The organism is Planococcus sp. TJ-301 (assembly GCF_058268475.1).
In genome coordinates, this window is the sequence record NZ_JBZDOH010000001.1 from 2,021,832 (window position 1) to 2,039,066 (window position 17,235).

Annotated in this window: 15 protein-coding genes and 1 pseudogene; 4 read left to right on the plus strand and 12 right to left on the minus strand. The window is 49.9% G+C overall.

Features of this window, described 5'->3' with window-relative positions:
- On the plus strand, positions 1-216 hold the full coding sequence (locus AC4EHJ_RS09830; RefSeq protein WP_490975381.1) for a helix-turn-helix domain-containing protein: 216 nt from the start codon (positions 1-3) through the stop codon (positions 214-216).
- 57 nt (positions 217-273) lie between these two features.
- Here the strand turns inward: AC4EHJ_RS09830 and AC4EHJ_RS09835 are convergent, their stop codons facing one another.
- From AC4EHJ_RS09835 to AC4EHJ_RS09855, 5 genes are all read right to left on the minus strand, one after another.
- Positions 274-1,311: a LacI family DNA-binding transcriptional regulator gene (locus tag AC4EHJ_RS09835; protein ID WP_490975382.1), complete on the minus strand. Its 1,038-nt coding sequence runs from the start codon at positions 1,309-1,311 to the stop codon at positions 274-276.
- Positions 1,308-2,156, minus strand: coding sequence for an HpcH/HpaI aldolase/citrate lyase family protein (locus tag AC4EHJ_RS09840; protein WP_490975383.1), 849 nt, complete (start codon positions 2,154-2,156; stop codon positions 1,308-1,310). The genes AC4EHJ_RS09835 and AC4EHJ_RS09840 overlap by 4 nt, the downstream gene beginning before the upstream one ends.
- Before the next feature lie 15 nt (positions 2,157-2,171).
- Positions 2,172-3,374 (minus strand): CaiB/BaiF CoA transferase family protein, encoded by a 1,203-nt coding sequence (locus AC4EHJ_RS09845; RefSeq protein ID WP_490975384.1) that lies wholly within the window; start codon positions 3,372-3,374, stop codon positions 2,172-2,174.
- 169 nt (positions 3,375-3,543) lie between these two features.
- The gene (locus AC4EHJ_RS09850; protein ID WP_490975385.1) at positions 3,544-4,644 is read right to left on the minus strand and encodes a tartrate dehydrogenase; all 1,101 of its coding nucleotides are present in this window, start codon (positions 4,642-4,644) and stop codon (positions 3,544-3,546) included.
- Between the two features lie 229 nt (positions 4,645-4,873).
- Complete coding sequence (locus tag AC4EHJ_RS09855) at positions 4,874-5,602, minus strand: GntR family transcriptional regulator (RefSeq protein ID WP_490975386.1); 729 nt, start codon at positions 5,600-5,602, stop codon at positions 4,874-4,876.
- A 336-nt stretch (positions 5,603-5,938) separates the two neighbouring features.
- Between AC4EHJ_RS09855 and AC4EHJ_RS09860 the strand changes: the two genes are divergently transcribed.
- Entirely contained in the window at positions 5,939-6,709 is a 771-nt protein-coding gene (locus AC4EHJ_RS09860; RefSeq protein WP_490975387.1) for a PH domain-containing protein, read from the plus strand.
- Between the two features lie 242 nt (positions 6,710-6,951).
- On the opposite strand, the gene AC4EHJ_RS09865 is transcribed toward AC4EHJ_RS09860, so the two are convergent.
- From AC4EHJ_RS09865 to AC4EHJ_RS09875, 3 genes are all read right to left on the minus strand, one after another.
- A complete protein-coding gene (locus tag AC4EHJ_RS09865; protein WP_490975388.1) occupies positions 6,952-7,920 on the minus strand; it encodes an aldo/keto reductase in 969 nt (322 codons plus the stop codon).
- 54 nt (positions 7,921-7,974) lie between these two features.
- Positions 7,975-9,228 carry an MFS transporter gene (locus AC4EHJ_RS09870; RefSeq protein WP_490975389.1) on the minus strand — a complete coding sequence of 418 codons (1,254 nt, stop codon included), beginning with the start codon at positions 9,226-9,228 and terminating at the stop codon, positions 7,975-7,977.
- Positions 9,229-9,647: 419 nt separating this feature from the next.
- On the minus strand, positions 9,648-11,144 hold the full coding sequence (locus AC4EHJ_RS09875) for an amidase family protein (RefSeq protein WP_490975390.1): 1,497 nt from the start codon (positions 11,142-11,144) through the stop codon (positions 9,648-9,650).
- A gap of 108 nt (positions 11,145-11,252) precedes the next feature.
- Between AC4EHJ_RS09875 and AC4EHJ_RS09880 the strand changes: the two are divergent.
- Positions 11,253-11,330, plus strand: a pseudogene (locus AC4EHJ_RS09880) (ATP-binding cassette domain-containing protein); the annotation flags it as partial.
- Positions 11,331-11,547: 217 nt separating this feature from the next.
- Here the strand turns inward: AC4EHJ_RS09880 and AC4EHJ_RS09885 are convergent.
- Genes AC4EHJ_RS09885 through AC4EHJ_RS09900 form a run of 4 tightly spaced genes read right to left on the minus strand, consistent with a single transcriptional unit; the run spans position 11,548 to position 16,305 of the window.
- Positions 11,548-13,167, minus strand: a complete 1,620-nt coding sequence (locus AC4EHJ_RS09885; protein WP_490975391.1) for a M20/M25/M40 family metallo-hydrolase — start codon at positions 13,165-13,167, stop codon at positions 11,548-11,550.
- Positions 13,168-13,180: 13 nt separating this feature from the next.
- The gene (locus AC4EHJ_RS09890) at positions 13,181-14,599 is read right to left on the minus strand and encodes an amino acid permease (RefSeq protein ID WP_490975392.1); all 1,419 of its coding nucleotides are present in this window, start codon (positions 14,597-14,599) and stop codon (positions 13,181-13,183) included.
- Positions 14,600-14,645: 46 nt separating this feature from the next.
- On the minus strand, positions 14,646-15,407 hold the full coding sequence (locus tag AC4EHJ_RS09895; protein ID WP_490975393.1) for a dimethylarginine dimethylaminohydrolase family protein: 762 nt from the start codon (positions 15,405-15,407) through the stop codon (positions 14,646-14,648).
- Complete coding sequence (locus AC4EHJ_RS09900; RefSeq protein WP_490975394.1) at positions 15,400-16,305, minus strand: dimethylarginine dimethylaminohydrolase family protein; 906 nt, start codon at positions 16,303-16,305, stop codon at positions 15,400-15,402. Before AC4EHJ_RS09900 ends, AC4EHJ_RS09895 begins: the two co-directional genes overlap by 8 nt.
- Before the next feature lie 140 nt (positions 16,306-16,445).
- Here AC4EHJ_RS09900 and AC4EHJ_RS09905 point away from each other — a divergent pair, with 140 nt between their 5' ends.
- Positions 16,446-17,183 carry an IclR family transcriptional regulator gene (locus AC4EHJ_RS09905; protein WP_490975395.1) on the plus strand — a complete coding sequence of 246 codons (738 nt, stop codon included), beginning with the start codon at positions 16,446-16,448 and terminating at the stop codon, positions 17,181-17,183.
- Positions 17,184-17,235 lie beyond the last annotated feature (52 nt).

Below are 17,235 nucleotides of genomic sequence, written 5' to 3' on the forward strand. Positions count from 1 at the left end.
GTGAATGATATGGCGATAATAATAAACATTGACGTGATGCTGGCCAAGAGAAAAATGAGTGTGACCGAGCTGTCGGAGCGGGTCGGAATCACAATGGCCAACCTGTCCATTCTAAAAAACGGCAAAGCGAAAGCGATTCGCTTCTCCACTTTGGAAGCCATTTGCGAGGCTTTGGATTGCCAGCCCGGTGATATTTTGGAATACAAAAAAGGTTGAATGAACACAGGAAAAGGCCCGATCGGCACAGATCGGGCCTTTTCCTGTGTTCATTCGTTAAAGCGTTTCGCCGCACGATTGGCGGACGACCAGCGATGGCTCAAGCTGAACCGTTTCAGGCTGCCGCTTGATGCCTTGCCTTTTCGCAACAATCGCTAGGATGAGCCGATCCGCCGCTTCACGGCCCATTTCATAGGCCGGCTGCCGGATAGTGGTGAGCGGAGGATTCAAGTGCTTCGACCATTCGGTTTCATCGTAGCCGAGCAGCGCGATGTCCTGCGGCACAGCCATGTTCAGTATGCCGAGGGCGTCAAGGATTTCCAGCGTCAGCCGGTTATTGGTTGACAGAATGGCATCCGGCTTGCCGCTCCCATCAAGCAATTGCTCCAGCGCCGCCAGGCAATCCTCTTTGGTTTCGACAACCTTGATCAAGTCCGCTTCAATTTCAAGTCCATGGGCCGCTAACGCCTGCTTATAGCCTTGGAGCCGCTCCTGCCTTGGGCTGATGCCGTTTACCGGATACAGGAAAATGGCGATGCGTTTTTTAGAGAGCGCGGTGAGGTGGGAAACGGCGAGCATCGTTCCTTTAATGTTGTCGGCAACGACTGTGTCGACCTCCACGCCCTTTACCCTTCTGTTCAAAAAGACGAACGGGAACTCTTCTGCAACGAGCGCTGGGAACAACGGATTGTGCTCGGACGCCGGATTGATGATAATGCCATCGAGCTGCCGCATCAAAAATTCCTTGATGTTCTTGCCTTCTTTCTCCGGATCGTCCCGTGAATTCAAGATCAGCAGGCTATAGCCCGCTTCCTGGCAAACATCCTCGATCCCTTCGAGCACCATCAGCCAAAACGGATTTTGCAGATCGGACAAAATCAGCCCGATCGAGTCGGTCTTCATTTGTTTCAAGCCGCGCGCGAGCGCATTCGGCCGGTAATCGAGCGCGTTGATGGCCTCCTGCACTTTCAGCCTCGTGGCGTCAGCAATGTAATCGGTATTGTTCATCACGCGGGAGACAGTTGAAATCGATACGCCCGCCTGCCTGGCAACGTCTTCGATCGTCAGCTTGCGTTTTGCCGGTGGGTCCGTCATCCGCCGACCACCAGCCCGTAACGCTCGGCGGCTGAGTAAATCTGCTTGGCTTTCTCGATTACCGGACGGTCAACCATTTTGCCATCGAGCATGAATACGCCCGCGCCTTTCGCTTCGTTATCGGCATGCCACAACACTTTCACTGCCCACTCGATTTGTTCACGCGAAGGGCTGTAGACTTCATGGATCGTTTCCAACTGCTTCGGATGAATCGCCATTTGGCCGTTAAAGCCGAGCGCGCGTGTGGAAGTTGCCCGTTTCTGCAGGCTTTCGTCGTTATGGACATCCGGAAAGACGGTATCGTAGACGCCTGGGATGCCTGCCGCTTTCGCGTAAGTGACGATTCGTGAGCGTGCATACAGCACCTCTAACCCCGGTTCGGTCAGTGTCAAATCCAGGTCCACCGCATAATCGATGGCGCCGAACGCGACGCCGCTGATATATGGGCTGCTGAAAATGTCTTCGAGGCGGATGACGCCCACCGCGGTTTCAATCAGTACGATCAGCTCGCCTTCGCTGCCCATGCGCTGCCACGTTTCAGCGACTTGTTCTGGACTTTCCGTTTTCGGCAGCATAATGCCCGTTACGTATTTGTGCTGCGCAAGCGCGGCGTCGTCGCGATACCATTCCGTGCCGAATTGATTGATCCGCAAGAAAATCGGCGTCGCAGGCTTTTCGCCTATTTCGTCGAGCGCCTCAGCGATGATGTTCCGCGCGTCGACTTTTTCGTCCGGATGAACGGCATCCTCCAAATCCCATAGCAGCGCGTCCGCCCCACTGTCGATTGATTTCAATAAACGCTCTTTCTTCGTTCCCGGTGTAAACAGCAAACTTCTATAAACCATCTTCCATCCCCCTCATCAAATGATCCCGCCATTGCGCAGCTCTTCGACTTCCGCCGGCGTTAATCCCAATTCTTCGTAGACCGCATCGTTGGACGAACCCAATTCCAATCCCGCATGGCGGATTTCGCCTGGCGTCCGGGAAAGCTTCGGCGCCGCGTTGAGCATCTTCACTTTACCGAAATGCTCATCGGGCACTTCCACAATATTTTTGCGGTGGATGAAATGCGGATCCTCCATAATTTCCTGAACGTTGTAGACAGGTGCAATTGTCGCTTCAAAACGGATAAAGCGCTCCAGGATTTCTTCCTGCGGATATTTTTTCATCCATTCCGCGATAATTGCTTCCAGTTCATCGGCATGCTGCAGCCGCGCCTGGTTCGTGGCGAATTTCGGGTCGGCGAGCAGCTCTTCACGCCCGATCGCTTTGAAGATCCGTTCGACAATCGCCGGTGATGTGCCTGAGATGGCCAGCCATTTGCCGTCCTGTGTCTCGTACAAATTCCGCGGCGCCGTCCAGCCAGTGCGATTGCCTTTCCTTCCGGGAATCACGCCCAATTGGTCATATTCCATCACTTGGTTGCCGAGCATGCCCATCAACGCTTCGTATATCGGCAGGTCGATCGATTGCCCTTTGCCGTCTTCCGAATGGTCGCGTTCGTAGACGGCCACCATCGTGGCATATGCCCCCATCATCGCCGTGGCGTAATCGGCAAGTGCAAAGCTTGGCAGCACCGGTCCGCGGTCCGGAAATCCGTTGACCTGCGCAAAACCCGACATCGCCTCAGCGAGCGTGCCGAATCCCGGGCGTTCTTTATAAGGGCCGTCTTCGCCAAAACCGGACACTTTCACTAAAATGAGGCCTGGGTTCTTTTGCGCCAGCGATTCGTAAGTGATGTTCCATTTTTCAAGCGTCTGCGGCCTGAAATTGGTAATCACGACGTCTGCCGTCCCTGCCAATCTATGGAACAGCTCCTGTCCTCTCGGAGTGCTGAAGTTCAGCGTAATCGGCTTTTTGTTTCGCGACACGAGCTTCCATTCAAGTGATTCACCGTCCTTGTGGCTGCCGGCATTGCGCAACGGGTCGCCTGCAGGATGTTCAACCTTGATCACTTCAGCACCAAAATCGCCTAGGTATGTAGCTAGCATCGGGCCGGCCAGCACAGTTGATGCATCAATGACGCGCAACCCTTCGAGCGGCAGCTTTTTCTTATCCTCCATTTTTTCAGCTCCTTATGCGTTCTGTCATATCTCTGAAAACGTTTTCAGAAAGTTTAGTCCATCATATATTCTATTCAGAAAAATGTAAATACTTTCATCGTCAATTAAAAATAGCGCAGCCGGTTCACTTTCAACCGGCTGCGCTATTAAAATTTCTTCCCTATAGGATTCAGCGTGCTTGTTCTTTCACTTTTGCCAAATTCTGAATGATCGCGTCTGTCACTGCTGCCGTATCGTACGTCCCGCCGAGGTCGCGGGTCAGGATGCCCTGCCCCGTTGTTTCTGCAATCGCTTTGTTCAACTGGGCCGCTTCGTCCTTTAATCCAAGATGATTCAGCATCAGTGCTGCGCTTCCGATGGTGCCGATCGGATTCGCGATCCCTTTTCCAGCGATATCCGGAGCCGATCCGTGGACCGATTCAAACATGCTTGGCGTCCGCCGTTCCGGGTTTAGGTTGGCGCTGGCAGCGACGCCAAGGCTTCCGGCAAGCGCGCTTCCGAGATCCGACAAAATGTCAGCAAACAGATTAGACGCTACCACAACTTCCAACTCTTCAGGATGCAAGACAAATTCTGCAGCCATCGCGTCAACGAGCCGCTGATCTGTTTCAACATCCGGGTAGTCTTTGCTGACACGCGCAAAAACTTCGTCCCATAACACCATGCCGTATTGTTGCGCGTTGCTCTTCGTTACGCTCGTCACTTTTTTCCGGTCGCGGGTCCGCGCCAAATCGAATGCAAAACGGATAATCCGTTCGCAGCCTTTTTCCGTGAACAACGCCGATTGGACTGCGACTTCATTGCCCGTTCCGCGGCCGGCGAAATTGCGTCCGCCGATTCCGGAATATTCTCCTTCTGAATTCTCGCGCACCAGCACCCAATTCAAATTATCTACATCCGGATGGTTCAGCCTTCTCGGCACTCCCGGCAAAAATTCAACCGGCCGGATATTCGCCCATTGATCAAATCCTTGGCAGATCGCCAAGCGCAAGCCCCATAAACTGATGTGGTCCGGCACCCCTGGGAAACCGACAGCACCAAAGTAAATCGCATCATGATTGCGGATCTGTTCCAAGCCGTCTTCATCCATCATTTTGCCGTTTTCGAGATAGTATTCGCAGCCCCACGGAAAGTAATCGCTATCAAAAGAAAACTTGCCTTCCGATTCTTCAGCCATATGCTCCAGTACGCGCATGCCTTCCCGAACCACTTCTTTTCCAATGCCATCGCCTGGAATAACCGCTAACCGAAATGTTTTCGTTTCGCCCATTTTCAATTCCCCCTGTAGTCGCCATCGCTGGCGCTTTGGTATGTGTTACAGAGTATATTAGTTTAATGCATACGTTAATGTCAATAATAATTTAAATTTTATGAAAATAAAGTCTATAAATCAATTTTACAGATTAAAATTATCTTTTAAATAGCTGATTTTAAAATAACGTATACATAATTCCGTAAGAAACCAAAAATAACGGCCTGCTCCTGTAAAGGGCAGGCCGTTATTTATTCACGATTTCAGTATTATTGATTTCATCAAGCACTTCAAGAATTTCCTTCTGTGCGCGTCTTCGGTGGGATTCGATCAGCATGCTTGCAGCTTTGCCATCTTTTGCACGCATGCAGAAAACGATCGCTTTATGCTCAGTAATCGAGCGCAGCAGAATCGGCCGCTTGTCGATTGTAAACAGCCTCGCCCGGTACGATTGATCCGCAAAGCTGTCAATGACGGCTTTCAGGCGCTTATTATGGGCATAGTCAATAATCGCCGTGTGAAACAAATCATCCAGCAATGACCATTTTTTCAAATCTTCTTTCAACAAAGCCGCTTGCTGTTCCTCGATGATTGCATCCAAATGGTCCAACTCCGCGTCAGTAGCGTTTGAGGTTGCGGTTTCGATAGCCAAACTGTCCAGCGTCGTAATGATTTCATACACTTCTTTCAAATCTTTCTGCTCGATCGGCTCCACGATAAAACCTCTCCGCGGAACCAGCCGGACGACGCCTTCGATTTCCAATCGCACCAGTGCTTCCCTGACAGGCGTGCGGCTCATCTGCAGTGCTTCGCTGATTTCGCGTTCCAGGAGGGCTGTGCCCGGCGGCAGGATTAAATCCCGAATGGCAAGCCGTATCGTGTGATAGGCCCGTTGAGGAAGACGGTATTTCTCCATTCCGCTTAAATTCCGAATAAATAGCTGAAGTTCTTCTTCCATATTCATGCGTTGCTTCACTCCAAACTATCCCAGATTCACCTTTAAGCCGTCTTGGCATTAAGCAATGTTCATCTATTATAACGACAATGAAATTTTGTGACAACGACATTTGTGAATACTGCGGGAGATGGGATGCGGAAAAAAACACTCCCCGCCTAACCGCACCCGTTCAGTTGAGTGGCACAAGACCTCAAATAATACTTCAAATACTAAATCAAATAACACTAAACTTCATTGCATATTAGGATGCTTATATATTCACGAAAGAATTCCACCAATAAAAGGAAATTATTCTTTAATGTGGTATCCTTAAATATTACATAAGAACTATATTTTATAAGAGGAGATGTTATCATGGGTTTCTTTGATCGAAAAGCTATTTGTGGTGTGTGCAATGAAGAAGTTGGGCTAAATCGTTTTAAAATAAAAAAATCAGACGCTTGGTTATGTCCTAGCTGTTTAAAACAAGCTGGAGGCGCTACGGCTATTAATGTGAATAAAATAACTGTTAAAGAAATCATAGCGATTATTCAAGAGAAAGAAGATAAACTTGGTGATGACCCCATGTCACGCGCCGAAAATATGTACATGTATTGTAAAGAGAATAAATTCGGTTCTGGTTTTAACGAAAAATGGGGAGTTAAACACTTCAAAGTCTTACAAGATAATTTAATCCGAGGTGAAAAGGTATTAATGACTTTCATTGGATTGCACAATTATCAATCTACTACTAAACACGATAGTAACTATGCTTATGCTATTACTAATAAACGAATTTTGTTTGGTCAAAAGTCTTTAACTGGCGAAAAGTTTAAAGCGGTTAATCATGAAAAAATTAACGATATCTCTTTCAAAAAAGGAATAATATTTGGCGTTTTAACCATCGATACTCCCCAAGAGAAGTTTAATATTGCCTTAGATTCAGCTTCCGCTTCATCAATAAACAATGCGATTCACGAAGTTTTAGATAATTTAAAGTCTTCTAATGCTCCAGAAAGTATTATACAGTCATCTGCAAACACCTCTACTGCCGATGAGATTTTAAAATTTAAAGGACTTTTAGATTCTGAAGTTATTACCGAAGAAGAATTCAAAGCGAAAAAAAAGCAACTTCTTGGACTATAAGTTTTTCAATTTCCGTAATTTCCGGATTTTTCTCTTACAAATATGGAGTTTCCTATAATGCTTTTTTAACTTGAAATAAACCTGTAAAGAATGTATGTATTCGTTGAGGTATAGACATTTTAAGACCACCAATTCATAGGTGAATTGGTGGTCTTATTTGTGTTTCGCTCTTTATTAAGAACTCCTCAACTGAAAGGGTTAGGTATAATTTCTGGAATGTATTTTTGCGGAATCCAAAAAGCTTATACCTCTTCCAACCGATCCGTTGCCGGCGGCGGGGTGATGGAGAGATCGGTAATTTCCTTTCGCCATTCCGGTGTCATGTCGATGTCGAGCGCCGCGAGCGACGGCTCAAGCTGTTCCAAATTGCGTGCTCCGATAATCGGGGCGGTGACCGCTGGATTCGCCATCGTCCATGCCACGGCCAGTGATGCCGGATGGTGGCCCAATTCGTCCGCATGTTGCGTAAAACGGTCAGCGATACGGTAATAAGCCTCTTCGGCATAGCGCTTTTCATAGTTTTTCTGGTCAACCAGCCTGCCCTGCTCCGGCTTTTTACCGTTGCCGTATTTGCCGGTAAGCAAGCCTCCGCCGAGCGGACTGTAAGTGATTACGCCCATGTTTTCAGCAGCGGCGAGCGGCAGGATTTCCACTTCTGCCTGGCGCTTCACAAGATTGTACATCGGCTGGACGCATTCGAAGCGTGCCAGGCTTTCTTTATAGGAAATGCCAAGTGCTGTAGCGATTTGCCAGGCAGCCCAGTTGCTGACCGCCGGATACAAAATTTTCCCTTGGCGCTGGAGATCATCCATTGCCCGCAGCGTTTCCTCAATCGGTGTCTCCGGATCGAACGCATGCACAAAGTAAAATTCAATGCGGTCGGTATTCAGCCGCTTCAGGCTTTTCTCGACTTCCTTTATGATGTGGCGGCGTGACAAGCCACGGTCATTGACGCCTTTTCCGGTCGGTCCATTCACTTTGGTCGTCAATACCAAGTCATCCCGGCTGTCCGCGATGCACCTTCCCAAGATTTCTTCCGCTGCCCCTTTGTTATAGACATTCGCGCAGTCGAAAAAATTGATGCCTGACTCCCGGCAGCGATTGAACATCGCCCGCGAAGTTTCTTCATCCGCGTTGCCGCCAAATGACATCGTCCCAAAACAAAGGCTCGATACTTTGATGCCCGTTTTCCCAAGCGTTTGGTATTCCATAGGCTTTCCTCCATTTTAAATTAATGAAATCGAATTCCACTTTTCAATGCCGGCTTACCCTTTCGTATATTCCTTCCCTTCTCTTTTCACAATTGCCATCGCCCATAGCAGCAGGACAATGACTACTGCGAGGACAGCAGCAAGAAACAGCCAGCCGAACATGAACGAACCAGTCACATCCACAATAAAGCCGAACAGCGGAGGCCCCAGGATGACGCCCCAAGAGCCCAGCATCAGGCTGAAGCCGCTGGCGATTCCAGCCTGCTTCACTGGAACCAGTTCAGTGGCGGCGTTCATCCAGACCCCATTGAAACCGGAAATGCAGAAACCGAAAACGACGGTGATGGGCACCATCACCCAAAACAGCGTCCCCGGCGGAAGCTGGCTGATCCCTAGCGAAATGACAATCGACAAGGCCGCGATGATGGCCATGACGATGATTCGCTTCCCTTGAAAGACATGATCGCTGATCATTCCCCACGCGACGCGTCCAAAAGAGCCGCTCACTTCGGAAATCACCAGCAGCATTCCCGCTGACACGAGGCCGAGGCCGATGTATTCATAAGCGAACAGCACCAAGTATGTATTCAAGATCAGTTGGCTTCCGCTCAGTCCCATAGCGGCAATGCTGACCAGCACCAGCGGCTTTTCTTTGAACATTTGGAGAATCGAAGCCAGCAAACGCGCCGGCTCCTCTGCGGATTCCACTTTCACATCATCTTCCGGCGGATCGGAATAGAACCGCCAGGCGAGGATGCCTGTGAGGATTAATAGCAGGCATGCGCCAAAAAGCACCGGCCGCCACCCCCAGACAGTCGCAGCGGGAAGAAGCAGCAGCGCCGCTAGTGCCGACCCCAGCGTGACGCCCATCTGCTTGATGCCCATAGCGGTTCCCCGCTTTTCAGAAAACCAGTGGATGATGCCTTTATTCGAAGTCGGGTGCATGGCTCCATATCCGACGCCGCCCAGCACCACCATGAACAGGACCACAGCATAGTGGGAAGTCAGCGTCATTAGGATAAAGGACGCGCCCAGGCATAACGACAACAGAAACAGCAGCTTTTTCGAGCCGATGCGGTCTACGAGGAACCCGGCGGGAATCGCAATTGCCGATTGCCCCAAGAAGAGCGCGGCCGGAAGCATGCCGATCTGCGCTTTAGTCAGTGACAAATCCTCCCCAATCAGTACACCCAGAGGGGCTAGGCTCCTCCCGATAAAAGCCACCATGATCTGCGCAATCAGCAGCCACGTCAGCATGCGCCAAGGATTGATAGCGAATAATGCATCGTCGCGAATGGTTTTGTTCATATTAGGCTCATCTCTTTTTGCCGGCTCTGGCGGGAATCCCCTCCTATCTTGTCGGCGGTTATTTTGGACTGGCTCCACTGGACGGCCATGTTTTGGCGTGGACATTCGGGCTTCAACAACGCCCCATGTTTTCGATGCCAACTTATCGTCAGTGTACGTCCATTATTGCGGACATCCCAATTGGAGTCAATTCCGTTGTTTAATTATTCTGATTAATTATTATTTTTCTTTTTATTTCTGATTTTTAGGACAGAAAAAAGCAGCCGTATTGGCTGCTTAAACAGAAAATAATAGAATTTTTTTCAATCTTCATTTTGGCTAATGCCTTAGATTAAGATATGAATTGCAATACGTATACTTCTATTGGTCTCTTCCATAATAGAAGAGAACAACGTTTCCGGCTCAATCCTAGTTCAGCTTCACTGGGAAAACATCGGATTTCCTTTTTGACCAACCCACAAATCTGTCCCTTCCATCTGCAGTGCCAAACCAAGCAACCGGTGCTCCTGCCCTTTCGCAGCCATGAACTGGACACCAATCGGCAAGCCGTTGTCAGAAACATGCACTGGAACTGACATCGCCGGCTGGCCCGTCAGATTAGCGAGTTGTGTATAAGGCGTGTAGGTCAGGCTTGGCAAAAACATCTCATAGATTAAGTCCTGCTGCGCATTCATCGTCTGTGCCGTCGAAAAGCGCTCCAAGAAATCCGTGCGCGATGCAGCAGAATGCGTCAGCTCGCCAATTCTCGGCGCGGTAAAAGCCGTAGCCGGCGTCAAGTAAAAATCATAGCGCTGATGGAGCTCGGCCATATTAGCAGCTGCCGCATCCCAGGAAGCAAGGCTTGCCGAATAATCGGCAGCAGAGACTCCTTTGCCAGCTTCACTCAAGAGCCACGATTCTATTTCCATATCTTTCGCGTTCAGTGTGCGCCCAGACATGCGGCCAAGATTGCGTGCAAGCAACGCCATCTCGCCGCTGTTCATCAAATAATAATCCTGCATCAAGCGGAGGCCGTCGATGCCATTGGATGTTTCTTCCACTTCGTGGCCTTCCTGCAGCAGCCATTGGACCGTTTTTTGAAGCGCGTCTTTCGCATCCTGTGACACTTCTGTTCCGACTGGCGAATCGGCGGCAACTGCAATGCGCAGTTTGCCCTCTGTATTATAGTTGAAGGCGTCTCTATATTTCCCGGGAAATAAAGGCGTCTGAAATGCGGCTTCTGGCTGAATCGTCTGCAGTACATCGAGCAGCGCACAACTATCACGTACCGTCCGAGTTAATGCGAAATCGATGGAAGCACCTTGCCATTGCCGGCCTGCGCCAGGTCCGACCGGTGTCCGGCCGCGCGTCGGCTTCAAACCAAAAAGCCCGGTGAAAGAAGCAGGGATACGGATTGATCCGCCGCCGTCACTTGCGCCCGCCATCGGGACAATCCCCGCCGCCACAGCTGCAGCGGCGCCGCCGCTTGAACCGCCTGGCGAAAAGTCCTGGTTCCACGGATTGCGCGAAGGACCGTAAAGTTCCGGTTCGCTGATATTCTTCAATCCGAATTCCGGCGTATTCGTATGCCCGATGAATGAGATCCCCGCTGCTCCCAGACTGGAGACGAAATGGGAGTCACGCTGTGCAACAGATCCTTCCAATAATTTCGAGCCGGCCGTCAGCGGTTCTCCTGCCAGCGACTGCGAAATGTTCTTCAGCGCCATTGGCACGCCGCCAAAAAGGCCGCTCGGACTTTTTTCTAATGCTGCAAAAGCTTGTTCTTTGCGCACCGAAGTGAAAGCATTCAATTCCGGTCCAAGCTGCTCAAGGCGTTCAAAGGAAAGCACCAGCAATTCCGCCGGTGTTACTTCTTTGCTGCGCACCAATTGCGCCATTGCTGTGCCATCCAATGTTAAATATGTTTGTAAATCCATCGTTTCCCCCGATCCGGCGCTTCAGGCCGCATTTTTATCAATCCCTGTAAAAAATCATACCATTATTTAAAAAAGCGTTCCGCATAAACGGAAAGCTTTCGCGGCAGCGGCCAGCAGCAGCGCGTGGCCATTGCCCGGGCACTCGCCCCGAATCCCCACCTCCTGCTGATCGATGAACCATTCAGCAACCCGGCAGACCGCATCGTCAAAATCAAGGACGGCTGCACCGATTTCATGGGCCGTCCATGCGATCTGCTGGACGTTTACCGCCAGGACGCGAAAGCTGCTCCGAAGACAAGCGAAGAAAAGGAATTATTGCATATGTGAAATCCTTAAAGGGGCTGTCGAGAAATTCTCGACAGCCCCTTTTTAATTACTTGCACATCGGTTTTTTTCAAGAACCTTATACTGTTTCAACCACTTGCTTGCATAAGCTCTTCATCAGACTTTCGAGCATATGTGGCGTTTGGACAAACGCACTTTCGATATGAAGCCGCTCCGTATACTGATGGGCGTCTTTCCCGAACGGTCCGACATTCAGTACAGGCGCCTGCAGCTCCAGCATGCCGGAAAACGGGATACTGTAGGTGCTACCCCATACCGGCGTATTGCGTTCATAAGAGCTCCACCCGTTTCCACTGTCGCTGTAATTCACATAGCTCAAATCGCAGAGCCCGTTAAAGTAATGGATCTGGTCAACTTCAACGCCAAACTCCGCAGCAGCTTCTTGGACAGTCGCAACGCATTCCATAATCAATGGATCCTCTGACGAATTGACTGCCGGATAATATGGAGGTGCAAACAGCAGAACGATTGCCGGTGACAGTTCGTGGCATTGAATCATCAGTTTATCAGCAATGCGCAGCGATTTTTCGCGTTCATCCCATTCTGTATGTTCCAGCACCTCTGCTTTTAATGCAGCGACAAAGCCGTTGCCGCGTTTGGCTTCTGCATAGGTCAATAGCTGTTCGTAGCGCAGGATCCGCACTTCGCCGATCCCGTCAATGCCTTCGCGCTTGCAAAGTTCCCCGTACGCCGTGTTGCACATTGTGGCCGCCTGTTTCGCTGTCTGTTCGAACAGTTCCATAACTTCTGCGGCATTCCGTTTCATTAGGAAAATATTGTACAAGGCGGTGGCCCGGTATGGTGTTTGGGTCGAATACTGCATTTTCAAGTCTTTTTGCTGAAGCGACACTGGCAGCGGCGTGCTCTCTCCCAGATCGTTTTCATGGAATAATGCATTCCATTCCATCGCCTGTGTCAAAAACGAAGCGATGAAATTGGCGGTCATGCCTTTCAGCGGTTCACCGACGTGTGTCTCTTTGCCGTAAAACAATGCAGCCGGCATAATTTTCCCGAGCGTCCCCGAATAGATGTAATGCTTTTCATCGCCCGGCTTCTGCGAAAATGCTGGTTCGCTGTTGAAGAACATTTTATAGGACAAGCCGCGAGCATCTCGCAGTTTCACCAGTTCATCAACTGCTGCCCGCATGCCAGTTGAATTGACTTCTTCATCCGGCACTGTCAGCAGCACCAAATTGAGCGGCCACTCTTCTGTGCTCGCTTTTTCAAGGAGCGCCATGTGGAGAACCAGTCCCATTTTCATGTCCATCGTGCCGCGGCCGAACAGGTAGTTGCCTGACTCAAGATCAAGCCGCGCTTCATCGGGCAGCTCATGCTTTCGTTCGGAAAGCTTTTGCGTAAGTTCTTCCGGGCGGCACGCCAGCACTTCCAGATCGCCGTATTCTTCCGTCTGGACAGTGTCGAAATGGCTGATAAGCACAATGGTGTCCACGGCTTCAAGGTGTTCGTAGAGCGCCATCAGAAGATTCCGTCCCGGGTCGGCTTCATGGAGGGACAAAAAATCAGGATGCCGCTGGAAATAATCCAGCTTCCGCAGCTTCTCTTTCACTTTAAAAGGAAATTCCTTCTCTCCTTCCGTCAATGTCCGGCTTTCCCAGCTCACCACTTCGCACAGGAGCGACCGAAGACTGGCTGGTGATCCCCACAGCAATTTTTCCACTCAATATTCCTCCTTATTTGACCGGTTCCAATTCCACTTCTGCCTGAGCAGTGTTTCTTTTTTCAAGTTTCACTTTATAGAAGATCATGCAGGCGACGAAAAAGCCGACGCCGTATAGCAGTCCGATTCTCTGCGTTGGATCAAAAGCCAGAAACCCGAGAATGAGCAGGCAAAAAGCGATGCAGAAGATCGGTACGAATGGATAGAACGGCACTTTGTATTTCAGATCCGCTGTATTCCCTCCCGCTTTTACATAGCGGTAGCGGAACATCAATTGGGAAGCCGCAATTCCCATCCAAGAAATCGTTACTGAAATGCCGGCGATCGACATCAGCAGGATGAACACCGTATCCGCCTCCATGACGCTGGTCAAAAGCGACAGCAGTGAAAACAGCATAGTGAAAATCAATGCCGCAAGCGGGACTTTCCGCTTGGTCAGCGTACTGAAAATCCGCGGCGCCATGCCTTCATTGGCCATCGCCCATAGCAGACGGGTCGAAGCGTACAGGCAGGAGTTGCCGACAGAAAGGATAGCTGTCAGGATGACAAAGTTCATGATGCCTCCTGCATACGGAATCCCCACCACTTCCATCAACGTAACGAACGGACTGGCCAATAGCCCAAGCTCTGAAGCAGGGAAAATAGCCGATAGGATAATGATGGAAGCGATATAGAAGACAATGATGCGGAACAGGATATTGCGGATAGCTTTCGGGATGTTCTTTTCCGGATTTTCCGTTTCCCCTGCAGCAATTCCTACCAGCTCTGATCCTTGATAGGAGAAAATGACGTTCATCATCGTGACAAAAATAATGGCAATGCCAGCGGGGAACAAACCTGTCGGAGCCAGGTTTTCCATGAACGGCGCCGGTCGGTCCGCAAGCGGAATGAGCCCGAAAATAGCGGCTGCGCCAATCACGATAAACAGCAGAAGCGCTACTACTTTAATGCCGGCAAACCAGAATTCCGCTTCTGCGAACCCTCTTGTCGTCAAAGCATTCAGCATGAATAGGAGAACCACGAAGATGGCACACCAGATCCAGACCGGTGTTTCCGGGAACCAGTATTTCATCAAAATGCCGGCAGCGGTGAATTCAACCCCCGCCGTGGCAGCCGATCCGACAAAGTACATCCAGCCTAATGAAAAGCCGGCAGACGGACTGATATATTTCGACGCATATGTCTGAAAAGAACCGGTGACTGGCATGTGGACGGCCAATTCCCCTAAGCAGACCATGACCATGTACAAAATCAGGCCGCCGATCAGATAGCCGATCAACGCCCCTCCTGCTCCGGACTGGTTGATCGTATACCCTACATTTAAAAACAATCCTGTGCCGATGACGCCTCCAAGCGAAAGCATGAACAGATGGCGGCTTTTCATGGAACGGTTCAACTGGTTTGCAGCCGGCACTTCCGGTGTTTTAATCATTTACATTCCCCTTCCCCCAATGTTTTCTTGCACCCCTTATTGATTCTTAAAACCGCAGCGACAAGCAGCTCAGACCGCCGTCATGCTTCTGGAATTCCGACATTTCAAGTTCGATGGTCTCCAGCCCGCGTTCTTCAAGTTTCCGCTTCGTGTCTTCAAAGCCTTTTGGAATGATGACGTACTCATTGACTTTGATGCAGTTCGCAGAATATTCGTCTGCATCAGGAATTTCCACTTTTTCATACTTTGCAAAATCCGGATTGCCTAAAAATTCCCCAGCCGCGGCAATCGTATTGTTGCCAAGGTAAGCGATACCTGTTTTCAAGTGGAAAAATTCCTGCAACTCTACCACTGTGGCCGTGTACCCTTCCGTTTCGACAAGGTTTTTGAATTGCTCTACCCCCTCGCGGTTGGTGCGTTCTGAAATGCCGACATAAAAATGCTTGTCCACCTGCAAAACATCGCCTCCATCAAGCGTTCCGGGTGATGTGATGTAGTGGAATTTCGAGTAAAAATTTCTCAGCACTGTTTCGATTTCCTCTTTTTCGCCGTTGCGGCTCTCCGCCCCCGGATTTGTGATAATCGCGAATTCCGGCGTCACGACCGCTGCGTCTTCGACGAACGTCGAATCGGGATATTCTTCGCTTTCAGCCAAGTGCGTAACTTCGACGCCGCAGGCTTTCAGCGCTTCGACGTAAGCGGCATGCTGTTCAAGCAGGCGGCCATAGTCCGGTTTGCCAAGATCTGAAGTGGTTAATCCGTTGACATAGCTTTTTCCTGGTGTTTTTACGATGACATTTTTAAACATGCGTCAATCCCCTTTTCTCTTTTATCGGCACTCTTACTGCTGGGCTTGTCAAGCAGGTCGGCCCGCCGGTTCCTTTGATGCTGATTTCTTCGCCTTTGTATTCGTATACCGTTGCGCCTGCTCTTTGCAGCTGTTGTTTGGTGGATTCATTGCCTGCCACCATGATGCAGACGCGCGGCGCCACCGCCAGCACATTGCAGCCTAGAAGGTCGTATTCCATTTTCGGCACTTCAATGAGTTCTATGCCCCGCGACAGCAGCAGCTTTCGAAATGCGACTGGCATGAGCGGCGAGTAGACGACGGCCAGGTCTTTATCGACCATGCTGATGAATGACATCAAATGGAGGCATTCCTCCTCCCCGTCTGCATGCGGCAGCTGGACTTCAATAAACTCATCGACGAGATGCGCCGTCATTTCTTTGATCTGGCGGATCGCTTCCGCATTGGTTCTGTAACCGTTTCCAATTGCCAGCACCCGGTCATCGAGCCAGACAATGTCGCCGCCGTCCGATGTCGCTTCCCCGGTCAGTTCCCCAATGATCGGAATTTCTTTTTCTGCGAGGAACTTCTTATAGACCTCCGCTTCCGGCTGCCGCAAGGCTTTACCGGATTTCAGGAGGATCGCCCCATCCGGCGTGAATTTCACCGGGTCGTGTGCGTAGATGGAATCCATGCTGACGTCCTCTGACTTCGGCAAGTACTCGATGGACGCCACATGCTGCTCCAGCAGCGCTATAAACTCGGCATACTCTTTCCTGGCTTCTTCAAAATCAGGTTCGGAGAGATAATTGAGTTTTTGCCATTCTTCTTGAATATGCTTCTGGCTGATGAACGCATCTTCAGGATGTTTGACAATAACTTTTTCGAGCGGCTGGTACATAGATGAACTGTATTTCATGATTGCCTCCTTTTCCGCATAGTGGAAAAGCATTCCACATTACGAAAAGATATTTTTAGTAATATAAGATAACCATGGTATAATGTCAATAAGTTTTAAATGTTCCAACAACTTTATTTTCTAAAGGATTGGTGTGAATTATGCAGTCAATTGACCGGGCTATGGGTATTGTAAAATTATTGGTAGCAAGCTCCTCCGAAGATGGCTTATCCATCACGGAACTTGCCAATGAATGCGGGCTTCCGGTAAGCTCGATGCACCGTATCTTAAAAGCGATGGCGGTTCATGGAATGATCCAACAGGATGACAGGACAAAGCGCTATAACCTCGGCAATATCTGGCTGGAATACGGCTTACATATGTACGATACAATCGATTACGTCAGCACCATCCGGCCGGAATTGGTGCACCTGGCGGAATTGACCGGTGAAAGTGTTTACTTGAGCCAGCCAATGGGGAATGAATCGCTCATCACTGAACGGATCGACAATGAGAACCATGCCATCCGGGTCTACGACAAGCTCGGCTCCCGCATTCCCATGCACATCGGAGCGGCCAATAAATCCATGCTCGCGTATATGCCAAATGGCGATACGAAGAAAATTCTCAACGCATGTATTCCGAAGGAAGAGCAGTCCGCATTCCGGCACCTGTTGGAACAAATCCTGGAACAAGGTTATGCTATCAGCCATAGCGAGCGGACGGAAGGAACTTCTTCTGTCGGGGTGCCGATTCTGAATCGTTTTGGCAAAGTCCAGGGAGCACTCAGCATCGGGGTTGTCAGTTACACGCTTACTGAGGAACGGCTAGATTACCTGATTACCCAGGCGAAAGAAACCGGCCAGCGGATTTCCATTAAACTTGGCTATAGAGGATAAGTTTCACTAAATCATAGAAAAAGGGCTCTCCGGTTTTCCGGAAAGCCCTTTT

What these genes read in the sequence shown, in the direction of transcription:
- AC4EHJ_RS09850 (WP_490975385.1), bottom strand. Translation starts at nt 4,644, where the DNA reads ATGGGCGAAACGAAAACATTTCGGTTAGCGGTTATTCCAGGCGATGGC.
- AC4EHJ_RS09900 (WP_490975394.1), bottom strand. Translation starts at nt 16,305, where the DNA reads ATGAAATACAGTTCATCTATGTACCAGCCGCTCGAAAAAGTTATTGTC.
- AC4EHJ_RS09870 (WP_490975389.1), bottom strand. Translation starts at nt 9,228, where the DNA reads ATGAACAAAACCATTCGCGACGATGCATTATTCGCTATCAATCCTTGG.
- AC4EHJ_RS09905 (WP_490975395.1), top strand. Translation starts at nt 16,446, where the DNA reads ATGCAGTCAATTGACCGGGCTATGGGTATTGTAAAATTATTGGTAGCA.
- AC4EHJ_RS09890 (WP_490975392.1), bottom strand. Translation starts at nt 14,599, where the DNA reads ATGATTAAAACACCGGAAGTGCCGGCTGCAAACCAGTTGAACCGTTCC.
- AC4EHJ_RS09860 (WP_490975387.1), top strand. Translation starts at nt 5,939, where the DNA reads ATGGGTTTCTTTGATCGAAAAGCTATTTGTGGTGTGTGCAATGAAGAA.
- AC4EHJ_RS09840 (WP_490975383.1), bottom strand. Translation starts at nt 2,156, where the DNA reads ATGGTTTATAGAAGTTTGCTGTTTACACCGGGAACGAAGAAAGAGCGT.
- AC4EHJ_RS09865 (WP_490975388.1), bottom strand. Translation starts at nt 7,920, where the DNA reads ATGGAATACCAAACGCTTGGGAAAACGGGCATCAAAGTATCGAGCCTT.
- AC4EHJ_RS09835 (WP_490975382.1), bottom strand. Translation starts at nt 1,311, where the DNA reads ATGACGGACCCACCGGCAAAACGCAAGCTGACGATCGAAGACGTTGCC.
- AC4EHJ_RS09845 (WP_490975384.1), bottom strand. Translation starts at nt 3,374, where the DNA reads ATGGAGGATAAGAAAAAGCTGCCGCTCGAAGGGTTGCGCGTCATTGAT.
- AC4EHJ_RS09875 (WP_490975390.1), bottom strand. Translation starts at nt 11,144, where the DNA reads ATGGATTTACAAACATATTTAACATTGGATGGCACAGCAATGGCGCAA.
- AC4EHJ_RS09895 (WP_490975393.1), bottom strand. Translation starts at nt 15,407, where the DNA reads ATGTTTAAAAATGTCATCGTAAAAACACCAGGAAAAAGCTATGTCAAC.